Here is a 17524-nt window from a genome sequence, read left to right as displayed (position 1 = left end):
CTCGCGCGTCGGACTTGTTTCTACAGCTAAGCTGGAGATCGCGATTGGGTGAGGAAATCGGCAAAATGCTGAAGTCGCTGATCCACGCTTTGCAGGATGAACGGAATGATCGCAAGAGTTAATCAAAGCCCTATCGCCTACTGGCTACGGGCTGATCCCTACAGGCGCGGAGCGCGTTGCAAATGACCGAACATAACGTCCGCAACTTCAACATCAATTTCGGACCGCAGCATCCGGCGGCGCACGGCGTTCTTCGTCTTGTTCTGGAGCTTGACGGCGAAATTGTGGAGCGGGTCGATCCGCACATCGGCCTGCTGCATCGCGGTACTGAGAAGCTGATCGAGACGAAGACCTATCTGCAGGCCGTTCCCTACTTCGACCGCCTCGACTACGTGGCGCCGATGAACCAGGAGCACGCCTTCGCTCTAGCCGTCGAGAAACTGATCGGCATCGAGATACCGATCCGCGGTCAGCTTATCCGCGTGCTCTATTCGGAAATCGGCCGTATCCTGTCGCATCTCTTGAACGTCACGACGCAGGCAATGGACGTCGGTGCCTTGACGCCGCCACTCTGGGGCTTCGAAGAGCGCGAAAAGCTGATGGTGTTCTATGAGCGCGCTTCTGGTTCGCGCATGCATGCGGCTTACTTCCGCCCGGGCGGCGTCCACCAGGACTTGCCGGAAAAGCTCGTTCAGGATATCGGCGACTGGTGCGATCCGTTCCTGAAGGCGCTGGACGACATCGACGACCTGCTCACCGGCAACCGTATCTTCAAGCAGCGCAACGTCGATATCGGCGTCGTCTCGCTGGAGGATGCCTGGGCCTGGGGCTTCTCGGGCGTCATGGTCCGCGGCTCGGGCGCAGCCTGGGACTTGCGCCGCGCGCAGCCTTACGAGTGCTATTCCGATCTAGAGTTCGACATTCCGATTGGCAAGAACGGCGACTGTTACGACCGCTATCTGATCCGAATGATCGAAATGCGTGAATCGGTCCGCATCATGAAGCAGTGCGTCAACCGCCTGCTCGGCGATGCCAAGACCGGTCCGTTCTCCTCGATCGACGGCAAGGTCGTTCCGCCGAAGCGCGGCGAGATGAAGCGCTCGATGGAAGCGCTGATTCACCACTTCAAGCTCTATACCGAAGGCTACCACGTCCCGGCCGGCGAAGTTTACGCCGCCGTCGAGGCGCCCAAGGGCGAATTCGGCGTCTATCTTGTTTCAGACGGCTCCAACAAGCCGTATCGCTGCAAGATCAAGGCTCCGGGCTATGCCCACCTCCAGGCGATGGATTTCATGTGCCGCGGCCACCAGTTGGCTGACGTTGCCGCCATTCTCGGCTCGCTCGACATCGTGTTCGGCGAGGTGGACCGCTGATGCAGCTTGCCGCGCTTTCAACAGCCGTTTTCCTTGTGGCATCCGGAGCGCTTGCTCAGGACAACCAGGGATTCGGCCAGAAGCTGGGCGCGCAGGATGCGCCGCCTCCGGGCGGCCAGGCCTCGATGGGTGAGCTGTTGTCCAGGGGCTATGAAATCAAGGCTGCCGTTCCGAACGGCAACAAGTTCGTTGTGTTTATGCAGAAAGACCAGTCGGCCTATGCGTGCGAGATGCAGTCTCTGACAGCCTCGCGGTGTGGGACCCTAAACTGACAAGGCGTGAGGAAGAATGTCCGTTCGTCGACTAGCCGAAGATCAATTCCAGCCCGCCGCATTCGCCTTCAATGACGAAAATGCGGTTTGGGCGGACAAGACGATCAAGAAATATCCCGCGGGCCGTCAGCAGTCGGCGGTCATCCCGCTGCTGATGCGGGCGCAGGAGCAGGACGGATGGGTCACCCGCGCGGCGATCGAGAAGATCGCCGACATGCTGGACATGGCCTATATCCGCGTGCTCGAGGTCGCGACCTTCTACACGCAGTTCCAGCTTGCTCCGGTCGGCACGCGCGCCCATGTGCAGGTCTGCGGTACGACGCCCTGCATGCTGCGCGGCGCCGAGGGCCTGATGAAGGTCTGCAAGAGCAAGATCCACGATCACCCGTTCGAGCGCAATGCCGAAGGCACGCTCTCCTGGGAAGAGGTCGAATGTCTCGGGGCGTGCGTCAACGCACCGATGGTGATGATCGGCAAGGATACCTATGAAGACCTGACGCCGGAGCGTCTGGAAGAGATCATCGACACCTTCAATGACGGCAACGGCGCAAGCATCAAGCCCGGCCCGCAGATCGACCGTCATTTTTCCTCGCCCGAAGGTGGCCCGACGACGCTTCTGGCGCCGGACCCGAAGCCGAAGGCTTCCGCGAAGAAGGCTGTGCAGGATGCCGTCAGCCTTCCGCCCTCCGAGGCCGGCCGCCCGAAGAGCGGGGACGCTGAAACCAACCCGTCGCTGAAGACGCCGCATACGGCGCCGAAGGCTGCTGCCAAGAATGCCAAGGCCGTCGAGGCCGCGCCGCTGCCTGCACCGGCTGAAAAGCCTGCAAAGGCCGCCGCTGCTGCGGCCGCTAGCAAGCCAGCGCTGACTGACAAGAACCGCCCGGCCGGCGTTGCAAAGCCGGCGGCTCCGGACGACCTCAAGCTGATCTCCGGCGTCGGTCCGAAGATCGAAGGCATTTTGAACGAACTCGGCATCTTCACCTACGCGCAGGTCGCGGGCTGGAAGAAGGCCGAACGCGAATGGGTCGATGGATACTTGAATTTCAAGGGCCGTGTCGAGCGCGACGACTGGGTCAAGCAGGCCAAGGCGCTCGCCAAGGGCGGCGAAGCGGAATATATCAAGGTCTTCGGCAAGAAGCCGCGGTAAGAGGTGTGAAGTATGTTACAAGATAAAGACCGCATCTTTACCAACATCTACGGCCTCAAGGACAAGTCCCTGAAAGGTGCGATGAGCCGCGGCCACTGGGACGGCACCAAGCAGATCCTCGAAAAGGGCCGTGACTGGATCGTCAACGAGATGAAGGCGTCCGGCCTTCGCGGACGCGGCGGCGCCGGCTTCCCGACCGGTCTCAAGTGGTCCTTCATGCCGAAGGAAAGCGACGGCCGCCCACATTACCTCGTCGTCAATGCCGACGAATCGGAGCCCGGTACCTGCAAGGATCGCGACATCATGCGCCACGATCCGCATACGCTGATCGAAGGCTGCGTGATCGCGAGCTTCGCCATGGGTGCGAATGCCGCTTACATCTACGTCCGCGGCGAATATATCCGCGAGCGCGAGGCGCTGCAGGCCGCCATCGACGAATGCTACGATTACGGTTTGTTGGGTAAAAACAACAAGCTCGGCTGGGATATGGACATTTTTGTTCATCACGGCGCCGGCGCTTACATCTGCGGTGAAGAAACCGCGCTGCTCGAAAGCCTGGAAGGCAAGAAGGGCCAGCCGCGTCTGAAGCCGCCATTCCCGGCCAACATGGGTCTCTACGGCTGTCCAACGACGGTCAACAACGTCGAGTCGATCGCCGTTGCCCCGACGATTCTTCGCCGCGGCGCCGGCTGGTTTTCCTCGATCGGCCGTCCGAACAATGTCGGCACCAAGCTTTTCATGCTCTCCGGTCACGTCAACAAGCCGTGCACCGTCGAAGAAGAGATGGGCATCACTTTCCGCGAACTCGTCGATCGTCACGCCGGCGGCATCCGCGGCGGCTGGGACAACCTGCTTGCTGTCATTCCGGGTGGCGCCTCTTGCCCGATCGTGCCCGCCAAGGACATCATCGATTGCCCGATGGATTTCGACGGCCTGCGCGCTGTCGGCTCGTCCTTCGGCACGGCCGCCGCGATCGTCATGGACAAGTCGACGGACGTCATCAAGGCGATCGCCCGCATCTCGGCTTTCTTCAAGCATGAGAGCTGTGGCCAATGCACGCCGTGCCGCGAAGGCACCGGCTGGATGTGGCGCGTGATGGAGCGCATGGCCAAAGGTAATGCGCACAAGCGCGAAATCGACATGCTCTTCCAGGTCACCAAGCAGATCGAAGGTCACACCATCTGTGCGCTCGGCGATGCCGCCGCATGGCCGGTGCAGGGTCTGATCCGTAACTTTCGCCCGGAGATCGAAGCGCGCATCGACCAGTACACGGCGAGCGCGATGGATCACGGTGCGGTTCTGGAGGCTGCGGAATAAGAGATGACGAAGGCATCCGACAGCACAACAAGGAAGGACGGAGCAGCCGAATTCGCAGCTGACTTCGGCCGTCTTGCTGCCGGGATGCTGGAACGGGCTTTACCGGTGCATCCGTTGATGGGGCCTCCCGTAGCCGCGATGGCTGCGGCAACCGCGATCGGTTTTGGTTTCTCGACGCAGATAGCAAGCGCGTTCTTCGGCGCTTTGCAGGGTGCGTTTGAGGCAACCCATAAGCTGGCGGAGGCGCTCGACGACACGGCGCCGGAAGAGTCGAAGCCGGAAGTGCGCATCAAGCCGGAGAATATCCGGCCGGCAGCCGCGAAGAAGGCCAAGCTTTCGATTGTCGGCGCAACCGGAACCGGCCCAAAGCCTACGGCACCGAAGAATCCGGCGGCGCGGGCGAAAAAGGCTGACGATCTGAAGCTGATTGCAGGAATCGGCCCGAAGCTCGAGCAGGTGCTGAACGCAAAGGGCATCCGCACGTTCGCCGAGATCGCGTCCTGGACGGATGCGCAAATCGCAAAGCTCGACGCCGAACTTGGTTTCAACGGCCGCATCGCACGCGACGATTGGACCGGTCAGGCGAAGGCGCTTTCTGCGAAGGGCCGGAAGCGGACGTGATTTTTTCCGGCTGACCCAAGCAGGCGGAAGGAGATGGCGAAGCGGCAAATGGGCAAGCGCCTTTGAGCTGCACGCCGGAAAGACAATTTGGGCGACACCGGTGCTTGCGGGGACAAAATCCCCGCATGGCAGCGGCAATGTTGCAGGATAGGTTTGTTTGCCGCCATCCGGCGAACAGGAAACAGGACTGAGTGACGATGGCAAAACTGAAGATTGACGGCAACGAGATCGAAGTCCCGGATCACTACACGCTCATTCAGGCGTGTGAGGAAGCCGGCGCTGAAGTTCCGCGCTTCTGCTTCCACGAGCGGCTGTCGGTCGCCGGCAATTGCCGCATGTGCCTTGTCGAAGTGAAGGGTGGCCCGCCGAAGCCGCAGGCTTCCTGCGCCATGGGCGTGCGCGATATCCGCGGTGGCCCGAACGGTGAACTGCCTGAGGTTTTCACCAACACGCCGATGGTCAAGAAGGCCCGCGAAGGCGTGATGGAATTCCTTCTGATCAACCATCCGCTCGATTGCCCGATCTGCGACCAAGGTGGCGAATGCGACCTGCAGGACCAGGCGATGGCCTTCGGCATCGACACCTCGCGCTACCAGGAAGACAAGCGCGCCGTCGAGGACAAGTATATCGGCCCGCTCGTCAAGACGGTCATGAACCGCTGCATCCACTGCACGCGCTGCGTCCGCTTCACGACGGAAGTCGCCGGCATTTCGGAGCTTGGCCTGATCGGCCGCGGCGAAGACGCCGAAATTACCACCTATCTCGAGCAGGCGATGACCTCCGAGCTGCAGGGCAACGTCGTCGACCTGTGCCCGGTCGGCGCGCTGACCTCGAAGCCCTTCGCCTTCACGGCCCGTCCGTGGGAATTGAACAAGACGGAATCGATCGACGTCATGGACGCGCTCGGCTCCGCCATCCGCGTCGATACCCGCGGCCGCGAAGTCATGCGCATCCTCCCGCGTGTCAACGAGGCGATCAACGAGGAGTGGATCTCCGACAAGAGCCGCTTCATTTGGGACGGCCTGAAGACGCAGCGCCTGGACCGTCCCTATGTCCGCAAGGGCGGCCGTCTGCAGCCTGCGACCTGGACGGAAGCCTTCGGCGCCATCAAGACCGCAGTTTCCAAGACGACCGGAGAAAAGATCGGCTCGATTGCCGGTGACCTCGCTTCGGTCGAGGAAATGTATGCGCTCTCCGAGCTGATGAAGTCGCTGGGTTCCGGGAACCTCGACTGCCGCCAGGATGGGACGGCACTTGATCCGTCGCTCGGCCGCGCAAGCTACCTTTTCAACCCGACGATCGAAGGCCTCGAACAGGCCGACGCGCTGCTCATCATCGGCGCCAATCCGCGCTTCGAGGCAGCCGTGCTCAACGCCCGTATCCGCAAGCGCTGGCGCCGCGGCGGCTTCCCGATCGGCGTGATCGGCGAAGGCGCCGACCTGCGTTATGACTACGAATATCTCGGCGCCGGTCCGGATACGCTGAAGGATCTGGTGGATGGCAACCATGCCTTCGCCAAGGTCCTGACCGATGCGAAGAAGCCGCTGATCATCATCGGCCAGGGCGCGCTTTCGCGCACAGATGGCGCAGGCGTTCTGGCAAGTGCTGCAAAGCTCGCCGTCAATGTAGGCGCGGTCGTCGAAGGCTGGAACGGTTTTGCCGTCCTGCATACGGCCGCATCGCGTGTCGGCGGCCTCGACCTCGGTTTCGTGCCAGGCACCAAGGGCGTCAACGCGGCCGAGATGCTGGGCTCGATGGACGTGCTCTTCCTGCTCGGCGCCGACGAACTCGACTTCTCCGCCAAGAAGGCCAAGCTCACGGTCTATATCGGCTCGCACGGTGACAACGGTGCGCACCATGCCGATGTCATCCTGCCGGCTGCCGCCTATACCGAAAAGTCGGGCATCTGGGTCAATACCGAAGGCCGCGTCCAGATGGGCGGCCGCGCCGGTTTCGCACCGGGCGATGCCCGCGAAGACTGGGCGATCCTGCGTGCGCTTTCCGACGTCCTCGGCAAGAAGCTTCCCTTTGATTCGCTTGCCGAACTGCGCTCGAAACTCTACGCCGCGTTCCCGCATTTCGCCGCCATCGATGAGATTGCGGAAAGCGACAGCGCCAAAATTGCCGCACTGGCCAAAAAAGCCGGGAAGATGAACAAATCCGGGTTTGCGTCACCGGTCAAAGACTTCTATTTGACGAACCCGATCGCACGCGCCTCGGCTGTCATGGCCGAATGCTCGGCATTGGCCCGCAACAACTTCAAAGTCGCGGCAGAGTGAGGGCAGGGACGATGGACTCTTTCTTTTCCACATATGTCTGGCCGGGGATTATCATGGTCGGCCAGTCGCTTCTCCTGCTGGTCTGCCTTCTGGTCTTCATCGCCTACGTGCTCCTTGCCGACCGCAAGATTTGGGCGGCAGTGCAGCTTCGCCGCGGCCCGAATGTCGTCGGCCCTTTCGGCCTGTTCCAATCCTTCGCCGACCTTTTGAAGTTCGTCTTCAAGGAGCCGGTCATTCCGGCGGGCGCAAACAAGGTCGTCTTCCTACTTGCGCCGCTCGTCGCCGTGCTTCTGGCACTTTCCACTTGGGCGGTCGTGCCGCTCGCGGATGGCTGGGTGATTGCCGACATCAATGTCGGCATCCTCTATATCTTCGCGATCGCCTCGCTTGAGGTCTACGGTATCATCATGGGCGGCTGGGCTTCGAACTCGAAGTATCCGTTCCTCGGTGCGCTCCGTTCTGCTGCGCAGATGGTTTCCTACGAAGTCTCGATCGGATTCGTCATCGTCACCGTCCTGCTTTGCGTCGGCTCGCTGAACCTGACCGACATCGTCAATGCGCAGCATGACGGCCTTGGAACGATGCTCGGCCTGCCGGCGTCCTTCCTCGACTGGCACTGGCTGGCGCTGTTCCCGGTGTTCATCATCTTCTTTGTTTCCGCCCTTGCCGAAACAAACCGTCCGCCCTTCGATCTTCCGGAAGCGGAATCGGAACTGGTCGCCGGCTTCATGGTCGAATACGGCTCCTCGCCGTACATGATGTTCATGCTCGGCGAATATGCGGCCGTCTGCCTGATGTGCGCGCTGACGACGATCCTCTTCCTCGGCGGCTGGCTGCCCCCGGTTGACGTTTGGTTCCTGAATTGGGTGCCGGGCATCATCTGGTTCACGCTGAAGGCCTGCCTGGTGTTCTTCATGTTCGCGATGGTCAAAGCCTTCGTGCCGCGCTACCGCTACGACCAACTGATGCGCCTCGGCTGGAAGGTCTTCCTTCCGCTATCGCTCGCTATGGTCGTCATCGTTGCATTCGTGCTGAAACTGATGGGATGGGCATGATGACGCCCGCTCTCGTTTCCAGCAAATTTGGAGGTTGAAAATGGCAAGCTTGTCCAACGCCGTCAGCTCGCTGTTCCTCAAGGAATTCGTCGGCGCATTCGTCTTGTCGATGCGTTATTTCTTCCGCCAGAAGGCGACGATCAATTATCCTTTCGAAAAAGGTCCGGTCAGCCCGCGCTTCCGCGGTGAACATGCGCTGCGCCGTTACCCGAACGGCGAAGAGCGCTGCATCGCCTGCAAGCTTTGCGAAGCGATCTGTCCCGCTCAGGCGATCACCATTGAAGCAGGTCCCCGCCGCAACGACGGCACCCGCCGCACGGTGCGCTACGACATCGATATGGTGAAGTGCATCTATTGCGGCTTCTGCCAGGAGGCATGCCCGGTCGATGCGATCGTCGAAGGCCCGAATTTCGAATTCGCCACGGAAACCCGCGAAGAGCTTTATTTTGACAAGCAGCGGCTTCTGGACAATGGCGACCGGTGGGAACGCGAAATCGCCCGCAACATGGCGATCGACGCGCCGTACCGCTGATTGGAATTGGAAATGCCGCGCGGCGGGCACTCGCCTCCCGCGGTCAACATGCACCGGAGCTTTGCTGGCTTGACGTCTTGCGAAGCTTCATCGGGCAGGGAACCTCCCGGCTGCCCGGGGTAAGATGAAAAAGGCACCAACATGGGTCTGCAGGCTCTATTTTTCTATCTTTTCGCCTTTGTCGCGGTAGCGTCGGCGTTCATGGTCATCTCGGCGAAGAATCCGGTTCATTCGGTTCTCTTCCTCATCGTGACCTTCTTCAATGCCGCGGGCCTCTTCCTGCTGCTCGGCGCCGAGTTCCTGGCGATGATCCTGCTCGTCGTCTATGTCGGCGCGGTCGCGGTCCTCTTCCTCTTCGTGGTCATGATGCTCGACATCGACTTCACGGAGCTACGCGCGGGCGTTCTGGAATACGCCCCGATCGGCGGCCTGATCGGTCTGGTTCTTGCGGCCGAACTCATCGTCGTCGTTGGCGGCAGCGTGATCTCTCCGGAAGTGGCAAAGACTGTCGCGATGCCGATCCCGGCCATCACCGAGCGCACCAATACCGCCGCTCTCGGCGACGTGCTCTATACGAATTACATCTACTTCTTCCAAATCGCCGGCCTGATCCTTCTCGTCGCCATGATCGGTGCGATCGTGCTGACGCTGAGGCACCGCACCAACATCAAGCGGCAGAATATTCCGAGGCAGGTTGCCCGCACCCCTGCGACCGCCGTCGAGGTGGTCACGGTCAAGCCGGGGCAGGGCCTCTAAAGGCAGGGATAAGGAACAAAGAACATGGTCATCGGTCTTTCCCACTACCTGACGGTCAGTGCCATCCTCTTCACGATTGGCATTTTCGGCATCTTCCTCAATCGAAAGAACGTCATCATCATACTGATGTCGGTCGAACTTATCCTGCTTTCGGTCAACATCAACATGGTCGCTTTCTCGTCGTTCCTGAACGATATCGTCGGCCAGGTTTTCGCATTGTTCATTCTGACGGTTGCTGCGGCTGAAGCGGCGATCGGTCTTGCAATTCTTGTTGTCTTCTACCGCAACCGCGGCTCGATCGCGGTCGAAGACGTCAATATGATGAAGGGCTGAGCGGCTCATGTTCCTCTATAAGGCTATCGTCTTTCTTCCCTTGATCGGCGCGATCATAGCCGGCCTCTTCGGTCGTGCGATCGGCGCCAAGGCATCGGAATACGTCACCTGCGGTCTGATGATCGTCGCTGCCGTCCTGTCCTGGTACGTCTTCGTTACCGTCGGCATGGGCCATCTCGAAGGCGGACCGATCAAGGTCGAGGTTCTGCGCTGGATCCAGTCCGGTGGCATCGATGCTTCCTGGTCGCTGCGTGTCGACACGCTCACCTCCGTCATGCTGATCGTCGTCAATACGGTCTCGACGCTGGTGCACGTCTACTCGATCGGATACATGCATCATGATCCGCATCGCCCGCGCTTCTTCGCCTATCTCTCGCTTTTCACCTTCGCTATGCTGATGCTGGTGACCTCCGATAACCTCGCCCAGATGTTCTTCGGCTGGGAAGGCGTGGGTCTGGCCTCGTATCTGCTTATCGGTTTCTGGTACAAGAAGCCGTCGGCAAACGCGGCCGCCATCAAGGCCTTCGTCGTCAACCGCGTCGGCGACTTCGGCTTCGTGCTTGGTATTGCGGGTATTTTCGTTCTCTTCGGTTCGATCAACCTCGACACGATTTTCGCCAATGCCTCGAGCTTCGCGCCGCAAGAAGGCGCCGAAGCGGCGGGCGATGTCGTCCTCAACCTCTTCGGCATGCAGCTTGACAAGGCGCATGCGCTGACCGGCATTTGCCTGCTGCTCTTCATGGGCGCGATGGGCAAGTCGGCGCAGTTCCTGCTGCACACCTGGCTGCCAGACGCCATGGAAGGCCCGACCCCGGTTTCGGCGCTCATCCATGCCGCAACCATGGTCACCGCCGGCGTCTTCCTCGTCGCCCGCATGTCACCGCTCTTCGAACTGTCGCCCGATGCGCTGGTCTTCGTCACCTCCATCGGTGCGATAACCGCCTTCTTCGCGGCGACCGTCGGTCTCGTGCAGAACGACATCAAGCGCGTCATCGCCTATTCGACCTGCTCGCAGCTCGGCTACATGTTCGTGGCCCTGGGAGTAGGGGCCTACGGCGCGGCGATCTTCCACCTCTTCACGCACGCCTTCTTCAAGGCGTTGCTCTTCCTCGGCGCCGGCTCGGTAATCCATGCCGTCGATGGCGAGCAGGACATGCGCTACATGGGCGGCCTTCGCACCCACATCCCAGTCACCTTCTGGATGATGACAATAGGCACGCTGGCGCTCACCGGCGTTGGCATTCCGTTTACCCCGATCGGCTTCGCGGGCTTCTTCTCGAAGGACGTGATCATTGAAGCGACCTACGCCTCGCATTCGCCGGTCGCAGGCTTTGCCTTCACGCTGCTGGTGATCGCGGCTCTGTTCACGAGCTTCTATTCCTGGCGCCTGGCGTTCCTCACTTTCTTCGGCACCCCGCGTGCTTCCCACGAGGTGATGCACCACGTCCACGAATCGCCGCAGGTCATGCTCGTGCCGCTCTACCTTCTGGCGATCGGCGCGGTTCTCTCGGGTGTCGTGTTCGAAGGCTACTTCTACGGCCACGACTATGCGGAGTTCTGGAAGGGCGCGCTCTTCACCGGTGCCGAGAATGAATTGCTGGAAGAATTCCACCACGTTCCGGCCTGGGTGGCGCTCAGCCCCTTCATTGCGATGCTCCTCGGCTTCGTCACGGCCTGGTACTTGTATATCCAGTCGCCCTCGACGCCCCGTGTTCTGGCGCAGCAGCACCGCGTGCTCTATCAATTCCTGCTCAACAAGTGGTACTTCGACGAGCTCTACGATTTCCTCTTCGTCCGTTCCGCCAAGGCGCTCGGCCGCTTCCTGTGGAAGAAGGGTGATATCGGCGTCATCGACGCTTACGGCCCGAACGGCGTTGCCGCCCGCGTCGTCGACGTCACCAATCGCGTCGTCCGCCTGCAGACCGGTTACCTCTATCACTATGCCTTCGCGATGCTGATCGGCATTGCCGCACTCGTTACCTGGATGATGCTCGGGAGTTCCTTCTGATGACCGATTGGCCCATTCTTTCAACGGTCACCTTCCTGCCGCTCGTCGGCGTGGTGCTTCTGCTGCTGATGAACGAAAACGGCCCGAGCGGCCGGCGCAACGTGCTCAACATCTCGTTGGTCACGACCATCGTCACGTTCATCGTTTCGCTGTTCATCTGGATCGGCTTCGACAATGCGAATCCGGGCTTCCAGATGATCGAGAAGCACGGTTGGCTCGGCACCGGCATCGGCTATCACGTAGGAGTCGACGGCATCTCGATGCTGTTCGTCATCCTAACGACGGTCCTCATGCCCTTCTGCATTCTGGCGAGCTGGCTCTCCATCGAGAAGCGCCTGAAGGAATACATGATCGCCTTCCTCATCCTTGAAGTGATGATGGTCGGCGTCTTCGTATCGCTTGATATCGTGCTTTTCTACGTCTTCTTCGAAGCCGGCCTCATTCCGATGTTCCTCATCATCGGCGTCTGGGGTGGCAAGGACCGCGTTTACGCGAGCTACAAGTTCTTCCTCTATACGCTGCTCGGCTCCGTGCTGATGCTGCTCGCGATCATGGCGATGTACTGGCAGGCCGGCACGACGGATATTTCCGCGCTGCTCGCCTACAAGTTCCCGCCGGCCATGCAGACCTGGCTGTGGCTTGCCTTCTTCGCCTCCTTTGCCGTCAAGATGCCGATGTGGCCGGTTCACACCTGGCTGCCGGATGCGCACGTCCAGGCGCCGACGGCTGGTTCCGTCATCCTGGCAGGCGTGCTGCTGAAGCTCGGCGGCTACGGGCTCATCCGTTTCTCGCTCGGCATGTTCCCGGTCGCGTCCGATTTCTTTGCGCCGCTGGTCTTCGCCCTGTCGGTCATTGCCATCATCTATACCTCGCTCGTCGCGATGATGCAGGACGATATCAAGAAGCTGATCGCCTATTCCTCGGTGGCCCACATGGGCTACGTCACCATGGGCGTCTTCGCGGCGAACATGCAGGGCGTGCAAGGCTCCATCTTCCAGATGCTGTCGCACGGCATCGTCTCCGGCGCGCTCTTCCTCTGCGTCGGCGTCATCTATGACCGCACCCATACCCGCGAGATCGTGGCCTATGGCGGGCTGGTCAACAACATGCCGAAATATGCCGTGGCCCTCATGGTCTTCACCATGGCGAATGTCGGCCTTCCGGGCACCTCGGGCTTCATCGGCGAATTCCTGACGCTGATCGGCGTCTTCCGGGTCAATACGTGGGTAGCGCTCTTCGCTGCAACCGGCGTGATCCTATCGGCGGCCTACGCTCTCTGGCTCTATCGCCGCGTGATCTTCGGCGCGCTGGAGAAGGAAAAGCTGAAGGCGCTTCTCGATCTTTCGCCGCGCGAGCAGATGATCCTCTATCCGCTGGTGGCGCTGACGATCTTCTTCGGCGTCTATCCAGCCCCGGTCTTCGATGCGACCGCCGCTTCCGTGGACCTGCTGGTGAACAACTATACGGCCGCTGTAAACGCCGCGCACGACGTTGCGCTGTCGATGAAATGATGACGGGACTTTTTGCACATGACCGCTGAAACCATTCTCGCAAGCCTGTATCTTTCCGCGCCGGAGATCATCCTCGCGGTCGGCGCCCTTGTCCTGCTCATGATCGGCGTCTTTGCGGGCGAGCGGTCGGGCCGCATGGTGAGCGTTCTAGCGCTGATCCTGTTTGCGGCTTCGGCGCTGTGGCTGATCTTCGTGCCCGGCGATGGCCTTGCTTATGGCGGCGTCTACCAGGCGGACGGCTTCTCCCGCTTCATGAAGATCACCGCGCTCGTCGGCTCCTTCGCGGCGCTCTTCATGTCGATCGGCCTTGCCAGGGAAAACCAGCTCGACAAGTTCGAGTTTCCGGTCCTGCTCGTGCTCTGCACGCTCGGCATCATGCTGATGATCTCGGCAAACGACCTGATCGCCCTCTATCTCGGCCTCGAGTTGCAGTCGCTGGCGATCTACGTCGTGGCGGCGATCAACCGGGAAAACCTGAAGTCCACGGAAGCGGGTCTCAAGTATTTCGTTCTAGGCGCTCTTTCCTCGGGCTTGCTGCTCTACGGCATGTCGCTGGTCTACGGCTTCACCGGCCACACGCATTTCGCCGATATCGCCCAGGCGCTGTCCGCTGAAGGCGCCCGCTCGCTCGGCCTGGTCTTCGGTCTGGTCTTCATCCTCGCAGGCATCGCCTTCAAGATCTCGGCCGTTCCCTTCCACATGTGGACGCCGGACGTCTACGAAGGTGCGCCGACCCCGGTCACCGCCTTTCTGGCTAGCGCGCCGAAGGTTGCCGCCATGGCCATGATGACGCGTATCGTCATCACCGCCTTCCAGCCGGTCGCTGCCGACTGGCAGCAGGTCGTGGTCTTCATCTCGATCGCTTCGATGCTGCTCGGCGCCTTCGCCGCCATCGGTCAGCGGAACATCAAGCGGCTGATGGCCTATTCCTCGATCGGTCACATGGGCTACGCGCTCGTCGGCCTTGCCGCCGGCAACCAGACGGGTGTGACTGGCGTCATGCTTTACATGGTCATCTACATGGTCATGACGCTCGGCTCGTTTGCGATCATCATGTCGATGCGCCGCAAGGACGGCACGATCGTCGAAGCCGTCGACGATCTGGCAGGTCTTTCCAGCACGAACCCCTTCATGGCGACGGTGCTGACGATCCTGATGTTCTCGCTCGCCGGCATTCCGCCGCTTGCAGGCTTCTTCGCGAAGTATTTCGTCTTCGTCGCCGCCATCGAAGCCAAGCTCTATGCCCTCGCCATCATCGGCGTTCTCGCATCGGTCGTCGGCGCCTACTATTATCTGCGTGTCATCAAGCTGATGTGGTTCGATGAGGCGACGGATGAGTTTGCCCGCGTTTCGGGTCCGCTTCGCCTCGTCTTCGGCCTTTCCGGGCTGTTCGTTCTTGCCTATGTCGTCATCGGCGGGCCGATCGGCGGGGCGGCCGAACTCGCGGCTGCGACGCTCTTTTGATGATGTCTCCCGCGCGGCGCCGGATATCGCTCGGCGATTTCCGGCACGAGGCGCTGTCGGAGACATCATCCACCAACAGCGAATGCCTTGCCCGCGCTAGGGCAGGGGACGGCGGTTTCCTGTGGGTGACCGCGCAGAAGCAGACGAGCGGCCGTGGCCGCCGCGGCCGCACCTGGGCTTCGGAACGCGGCAATCTTTACGCCTCCCTTCTCTTGATCGATCCGGCGCCGATGGAGCGTCTTTCGTCGCTCCCGCTGGCGATCGCCGTTGCCGTGCATCGAGCGATCCGCATGGTTCTGCCGCCCGGCGCTGCACCGCTTGAGGTGAAATGGCCGAATGATATCCTGATCGGGCGCAGGAAGACCTGCGGGATCCTCGTCGAAGGTGAAAAGCTTGCGGATGGGCGCTATGCGCTGGTGATCGGCATCGGCATCAACGTTTCGGTCATGCCCGACAATCCGCTCTACCCGGTGACTTGCCTGCGCCAAGAGGGAAGTACCGCCGCCCCCGAGGAACTTTTCGCCCATCTCTTCGCTTCGATGGCCGAGGTGCTCGATATCTGGAACGAGGGGCGCGGCGTTCGCGAGATCGCCGCCCGCTGGCGAGATGTGGCCTGCGGCATCGGCGAAAAGATCACGGTCAACCTGCCGGACCGCTCGATTTCCGGACAATTCGCCGGGATTGATGATAATGGCGTGTTGATGCTCGAAACCGGCGCGGGCAAGATGATGCGGATTGCCGCCGGGGATGTATTTTTTGGATAGTGGAGCTTATGGCTAAGCAGGACGAACTGGTATTTCTGCCCTTGGGCGGTGTCGGCGAGATCGGCATGAATCTCGCGCTGTACGGTTACGGCCCGGCGGGAAACCGCCAGTGGATCATGGTCGATTGCGGCGTCACCTTCCCCGGTCCGGATCTCCCGGGCGTCGATCTGGTGCTGCCCGACATTCGCTTTCTCGCCGCCGAGCGCAAGAACCTCAAGGCGATCATCATCACGCATGCGCATGAGGATCACTACGGTGCGTTGGCCGATCTCTGGCCGGGCCTGAATGTTCCCGTCTACGGCTCGCCCTTCACCGCGGGCCTGCTCGAGGCTAAGCGCAATTTCGAGAAGGATGCGATCGGCGAAGTGCCCGTGACGATGTTCAAGGCGGGCGATACGATCAATGCCGGTCCCTTCAGCATCGAAGGCGTGGCCGTCAATCACTCGATTCCAGAGCCGATGTCGCTGATGATCCGCACGCCGCTCGGCAATGTGATCCACACCGGCGACTGGAAGATCGATCACGAACCGTCGCTCGGGCCGCTGACCGACGAGACCCGCTTCCGCCAGCTCGGCGACGAAGGCGTGCTGGCACTGATGTGCGATTCCACCAACGCGCTGCGCGACGGCGTCTCGCCGTCCGAAAGGGACGTTTCGGAAAGCCTGAGCAGGATCATCGAGAATGCCGAAGGTCGGGTGGCAATCACCAGCTTCTCGTCGAACGTCGGCCGTATCCGCACTATTGCTGAGGCCGCCGAAGCCGCGGGCCGTGAGGTGTTGCTGCTCGGAAGCTCGCTGAAGCGCGTCGTCGACGTTTCGCGTGATGTTGGCCTGATGGAAGGCGTAAAGCCCTTCATCTCCGAGGACGAATACGGCTACATTCCGCGCGACAAGGTTGTGGTCATCCTGACCGGCAGCCAGGGCGAGCCGCGCGCCGCGCTTGCCAAGCTGTCGCGCGACGAGATGCGCAACGTGGCGCTTGCCGCCGGCGATATCGTCGTCTTCTCCTCCCGCGCCATTCCCGGCAACGAGAAGGCGATCCAGGATATCAAGAACGGCCTGACGGAGCAGGGCGTGCACGTCATCACCGACAACGAAGCCCTCGTTCACGTCTCCGGCCATCCGCGCCGCAACGAGCTGCAGAAGATGTACGAGCTGACGCGTCCGAAGATTGTCGTGCCCGTGCACGGCGAGGCGATACATCTGTCGGCCCATAAGGAGCTGGCGGAACAATCCGGCATCGGCATCGTGCCGCGCGTGCGCAACGGCGACATCCTGCGGCTTGCGCCCGGTCCGGTCGAAGTCATCGACGAGGCGCCGCACGGGCGTATCTACAAGGACGGCTCGCTGATCGGCGATTTCGATGAGATGGGCATCGGCGATCGGAAGAAGCTTTCCTATGTCGGCCACGTCGCGGTCAACGTCGTGATCGACAGCCGCTACGACATCGTTGGCGATCCTGATCTCGTCGCGATCGGCCTGCCGGACTATGACGACGAGGGCGACGAAATGGAAGACACACTCTTCGACGCTGTCGTCGGCGCCATAGAAAGCATCCCGCGTGCCCGCCGCAAGGACCTCGACATGATGCAGGAAGCGGTGCGCCGCGCAGTCCGTGCCGCGGCAAACCAGACCTGGGGCAAGAAGCCGATCGTAACCGCGTTCATCACAAAGGTCTGATCGATGCTCGGCCGCGTCAACCATATAGCCATCGCCGTTCCCGACCTTGCCGCAGCAACGGCAAGCTACCGCGATACCCTGGGCGCCAGGGTCTCGCAGCCGCAAGTTTTGCCTGAACACGGCGTCACCGTCGTCTTCGTGGAACTGCCGAACACGAAGGTGGAGCTGCTGGAGCCGCTCGGCGAATATTCGCCGATCGCCGCCTTCCTCGAAAAAAATCCTTCTGGCGGCATGCACCACATCTGCTACGAGGTTTCGGACATCATTGCCGCGCGCGAGCAACTCGTGAAATCAGGGGCAAGGGTGCTCGGCAGCGGCGAACCTCAGACTGGTGCCCATGGAAAGCCCGTGCTCTTCCTGCATCCGAAGGACTTCTTCGGCACGCTGATCGAGTTGGAACAGATTTGAGGCGA

General features: G+C 61.1%; 16 protein-coding genes. All 16 read left to right on the top strand.

Annotated features, from left to right (window positions below):
- The first annotated feature begins 182 nt into the window (after positions 1–182).
- The 16 genes from BN1800_RS02140 (at position 183) to mce (ending at position 17519) form a co-directional block, all read left to right on the top strand.
- Positions 183–1373 (top strand): NADH-quinone oxidoreductase subunit D, encoded by a 1191-nt coding sequence (locus BN1800_RS02140; protein ID WP_027508532.1) that lies wholly within the window; start codon positions 183–185, stop codon positions 1371–1373.
- Positions 1373–1645 (top strand): hypothetical protein, encoded by a 273-nt coding sequence (locus tag BN1800_RS02135; RefSeq protein WP_027508533.1) that lies wholly within the window; start codon positions 1373–1375, stop codon positions 1643–1645. The genes BN1800_RS02140 and BN1800_RS02135 overlap by 1 nt, the downstream gene beginning before the upstream one ends.
- A 16-nt stretch (positions 1646–1661) precedes the next feature.
- A complete protein-coding gene (locus BN1800_RS02130; RefSeq protein ID WP_086994033.1) occupies positions 1662–2792 on the top strand; it encodes an NADH-quinone oxidoreductase subunit E in 1131 nt (376 codons plus the stop codon).
- 12 nt (positions 2793–2804) lie between these two features.
- Positions 2805–4109 carry an NADH-quinone oxidoreductase subunit NuoF gene (nuoF, locus tag BN1800_RS02125; protein ID WP_027508535.1) on the top strand — a complete coding sequence of 435 codons (1305 nt, stop codon included), beginning with the start codon at positions 2805–2807 and terminating at the stop codon, positions 4107–4109.
- A gap of 3 nt (positions 4110–4112) precedes the next feature.
- Positions 4113–4730 carry a 5' DNA nuclease gene (locus tag BN1800_RS02120; RefSeq protein ID WP_086994030.1) on the top strand — a complete coding sequence of 206 codons (618 nt, stop codon included), beginning with the start codon at positions 4113–4115 and terminating at the stop codon, positions 4728–4730.
- 197 nt (positions 4731–4927) lie between these two features.
- On the top strand, positions 4928–7009 hold the full coding sequence (gene nuoG, locus BN1800_RS02115) for an NADH-quinone oxidoreductase subunit NuoG (protein WP_086994027.1): 2082 nt from the start codon (positions 4928–4930) through the stop codon (positions 7007–7009).
- An 11-nt stretch (positions 7010–7020) separates the two neighbouring features.
- Positions 7021–8064 carry an NADH-quinone oxidoreductase subunit NuoH gene (nuoH, locus tag BN1800_RS02110; RefSeq protein ID WP_027508538.1) on the top strand — a complete coding sequence of 348 codons (1044 nt, stop codon included), beginning with the start codon at positions 7021–7023 and terminating at the stop codon, positions 8062–8064.
- A 40-nt stretch (positions 8065–8104) separates the two neighbouring features.
- Complete coding sequence (gene nuoI, locus BN1800_RS02105) at positions 8105–8596, top strand: NADH-quinone oxidoreductase subunit NuoI (protein WP_086994024.1); 492 nt, start codon at positions 8105–8107, stop codon at positions 8594–8596.
- 141 nt (positions 8597–8737) lie between these two features.
- Entirely contained in the window at positions 8738–9352 is a 615-nt protein-coding gene (locus tag BN1800_RS02100; RefSeq protein ID WP_027508540.1) for an NADH-quinone oxidoreductase subunit J, read from the top strand.
- A 24-nt stretch (positions 9353–9376) separates the two neighbouring features.
- Positions 9377–9685, top strand: coding sequence for an NADH-quinone oxidoreductase subunit NuoK (nuoK, locus tag BN1800_RS02095; RefSeq protein WP_027508541.1), 309 nt, complete (start codon positions 9377–9379; stop codon positions 9683–9685).
- A gap of 7 nt (positions 9686–9692) precedes the next feature.
- Positions 9693–11693 (top strand): NADH-quinone oxidoreductase subunit L, encoded by a 2001-nt coding sequence (nuoL, locus tag BN1800_RS02090; protein WP_027508542.1) that lies wholly within the window; start codon positions 9693–9695, stop codon positions 11691–11693.
- Positions 11693–13204 (top strand): NADH-quinone oxidoreductase subunit M, encoded by a 1512-nt coding sequence (locus BN1800_RS02085; protein WP_027508543.1) that lies wholly within the window; start codon positions 11693–11695, stop codon positions 13202–13204. Before nuoL ends, BN1800_RS02085 begins: the two co-directional genes overlap by 1 nt.
- A gap of 18 nt (positions 13205–13222) precedes the next feature.
- Entirely contained in the window at positions 13223–14668 is a 1446-nt protein-coding gene (nuoN, locus tag BN1800_RS02080) for an NADH-quinone oxidoreductase subunit NuoN (protein ID WP_086994022.1), read from the top strand.
- Positions 14668–15432 carry a biotin--[acetyl-CoA-carboxylase] ligase gene (locus BN1800_RS02075; protein ID WP_086994019.1) on the top strand — a complete coding sequence of 255 codons (765 nt, stop codon included), beginning with the start codon at positions 14668–14670 and terminating at the stop codon, positions 15430–15432. Before nuoN ends, BN1800_RS02075 begins: the two co-directional genes overlap by 1 nt.
- A gap of 8 nt (positions 15433–15440) precedes the next feature.
- Positions 15441–17111, top strand: coding sequence for a ribonuclease J (locus tag BN1800_RS02070; protein WP_027508546.1), 1671 nt, complete (start codon positions 15441–15443; stop codon positions 17109–17111).
- A 3-nt stretch (positions 17112–17114) separates the two neighbouring features.
- Positions 17115–17519: a methylmalonyl-CoA epimerase gene (mce, locus tag BN1800_RS02065; RefSeq protein ID WP_086994017.1), complete on the top strand. Its 405-nt coding sequence runs from the start codon at positions 17115–17117 to the stop codon at positions 17517–17519.
- Positions 17520–17524 lie beyond the last annotated feature (5 nt).

This window comes from Rhizobium sullae (assembly GCF_900169785.1).
GTDB classification, from domain to species: domain Bacteria; phylum Pseudomonadota; class Alphaproteobacteria; order Rhizobiales; family Rhizobiaceae; genus Rhizobium; species Rhizobium sullae.
Note: the sequence above shows the minus strand (reverse complement) of the source record. Positions and strands in the feature narration are given on the sequence as shown.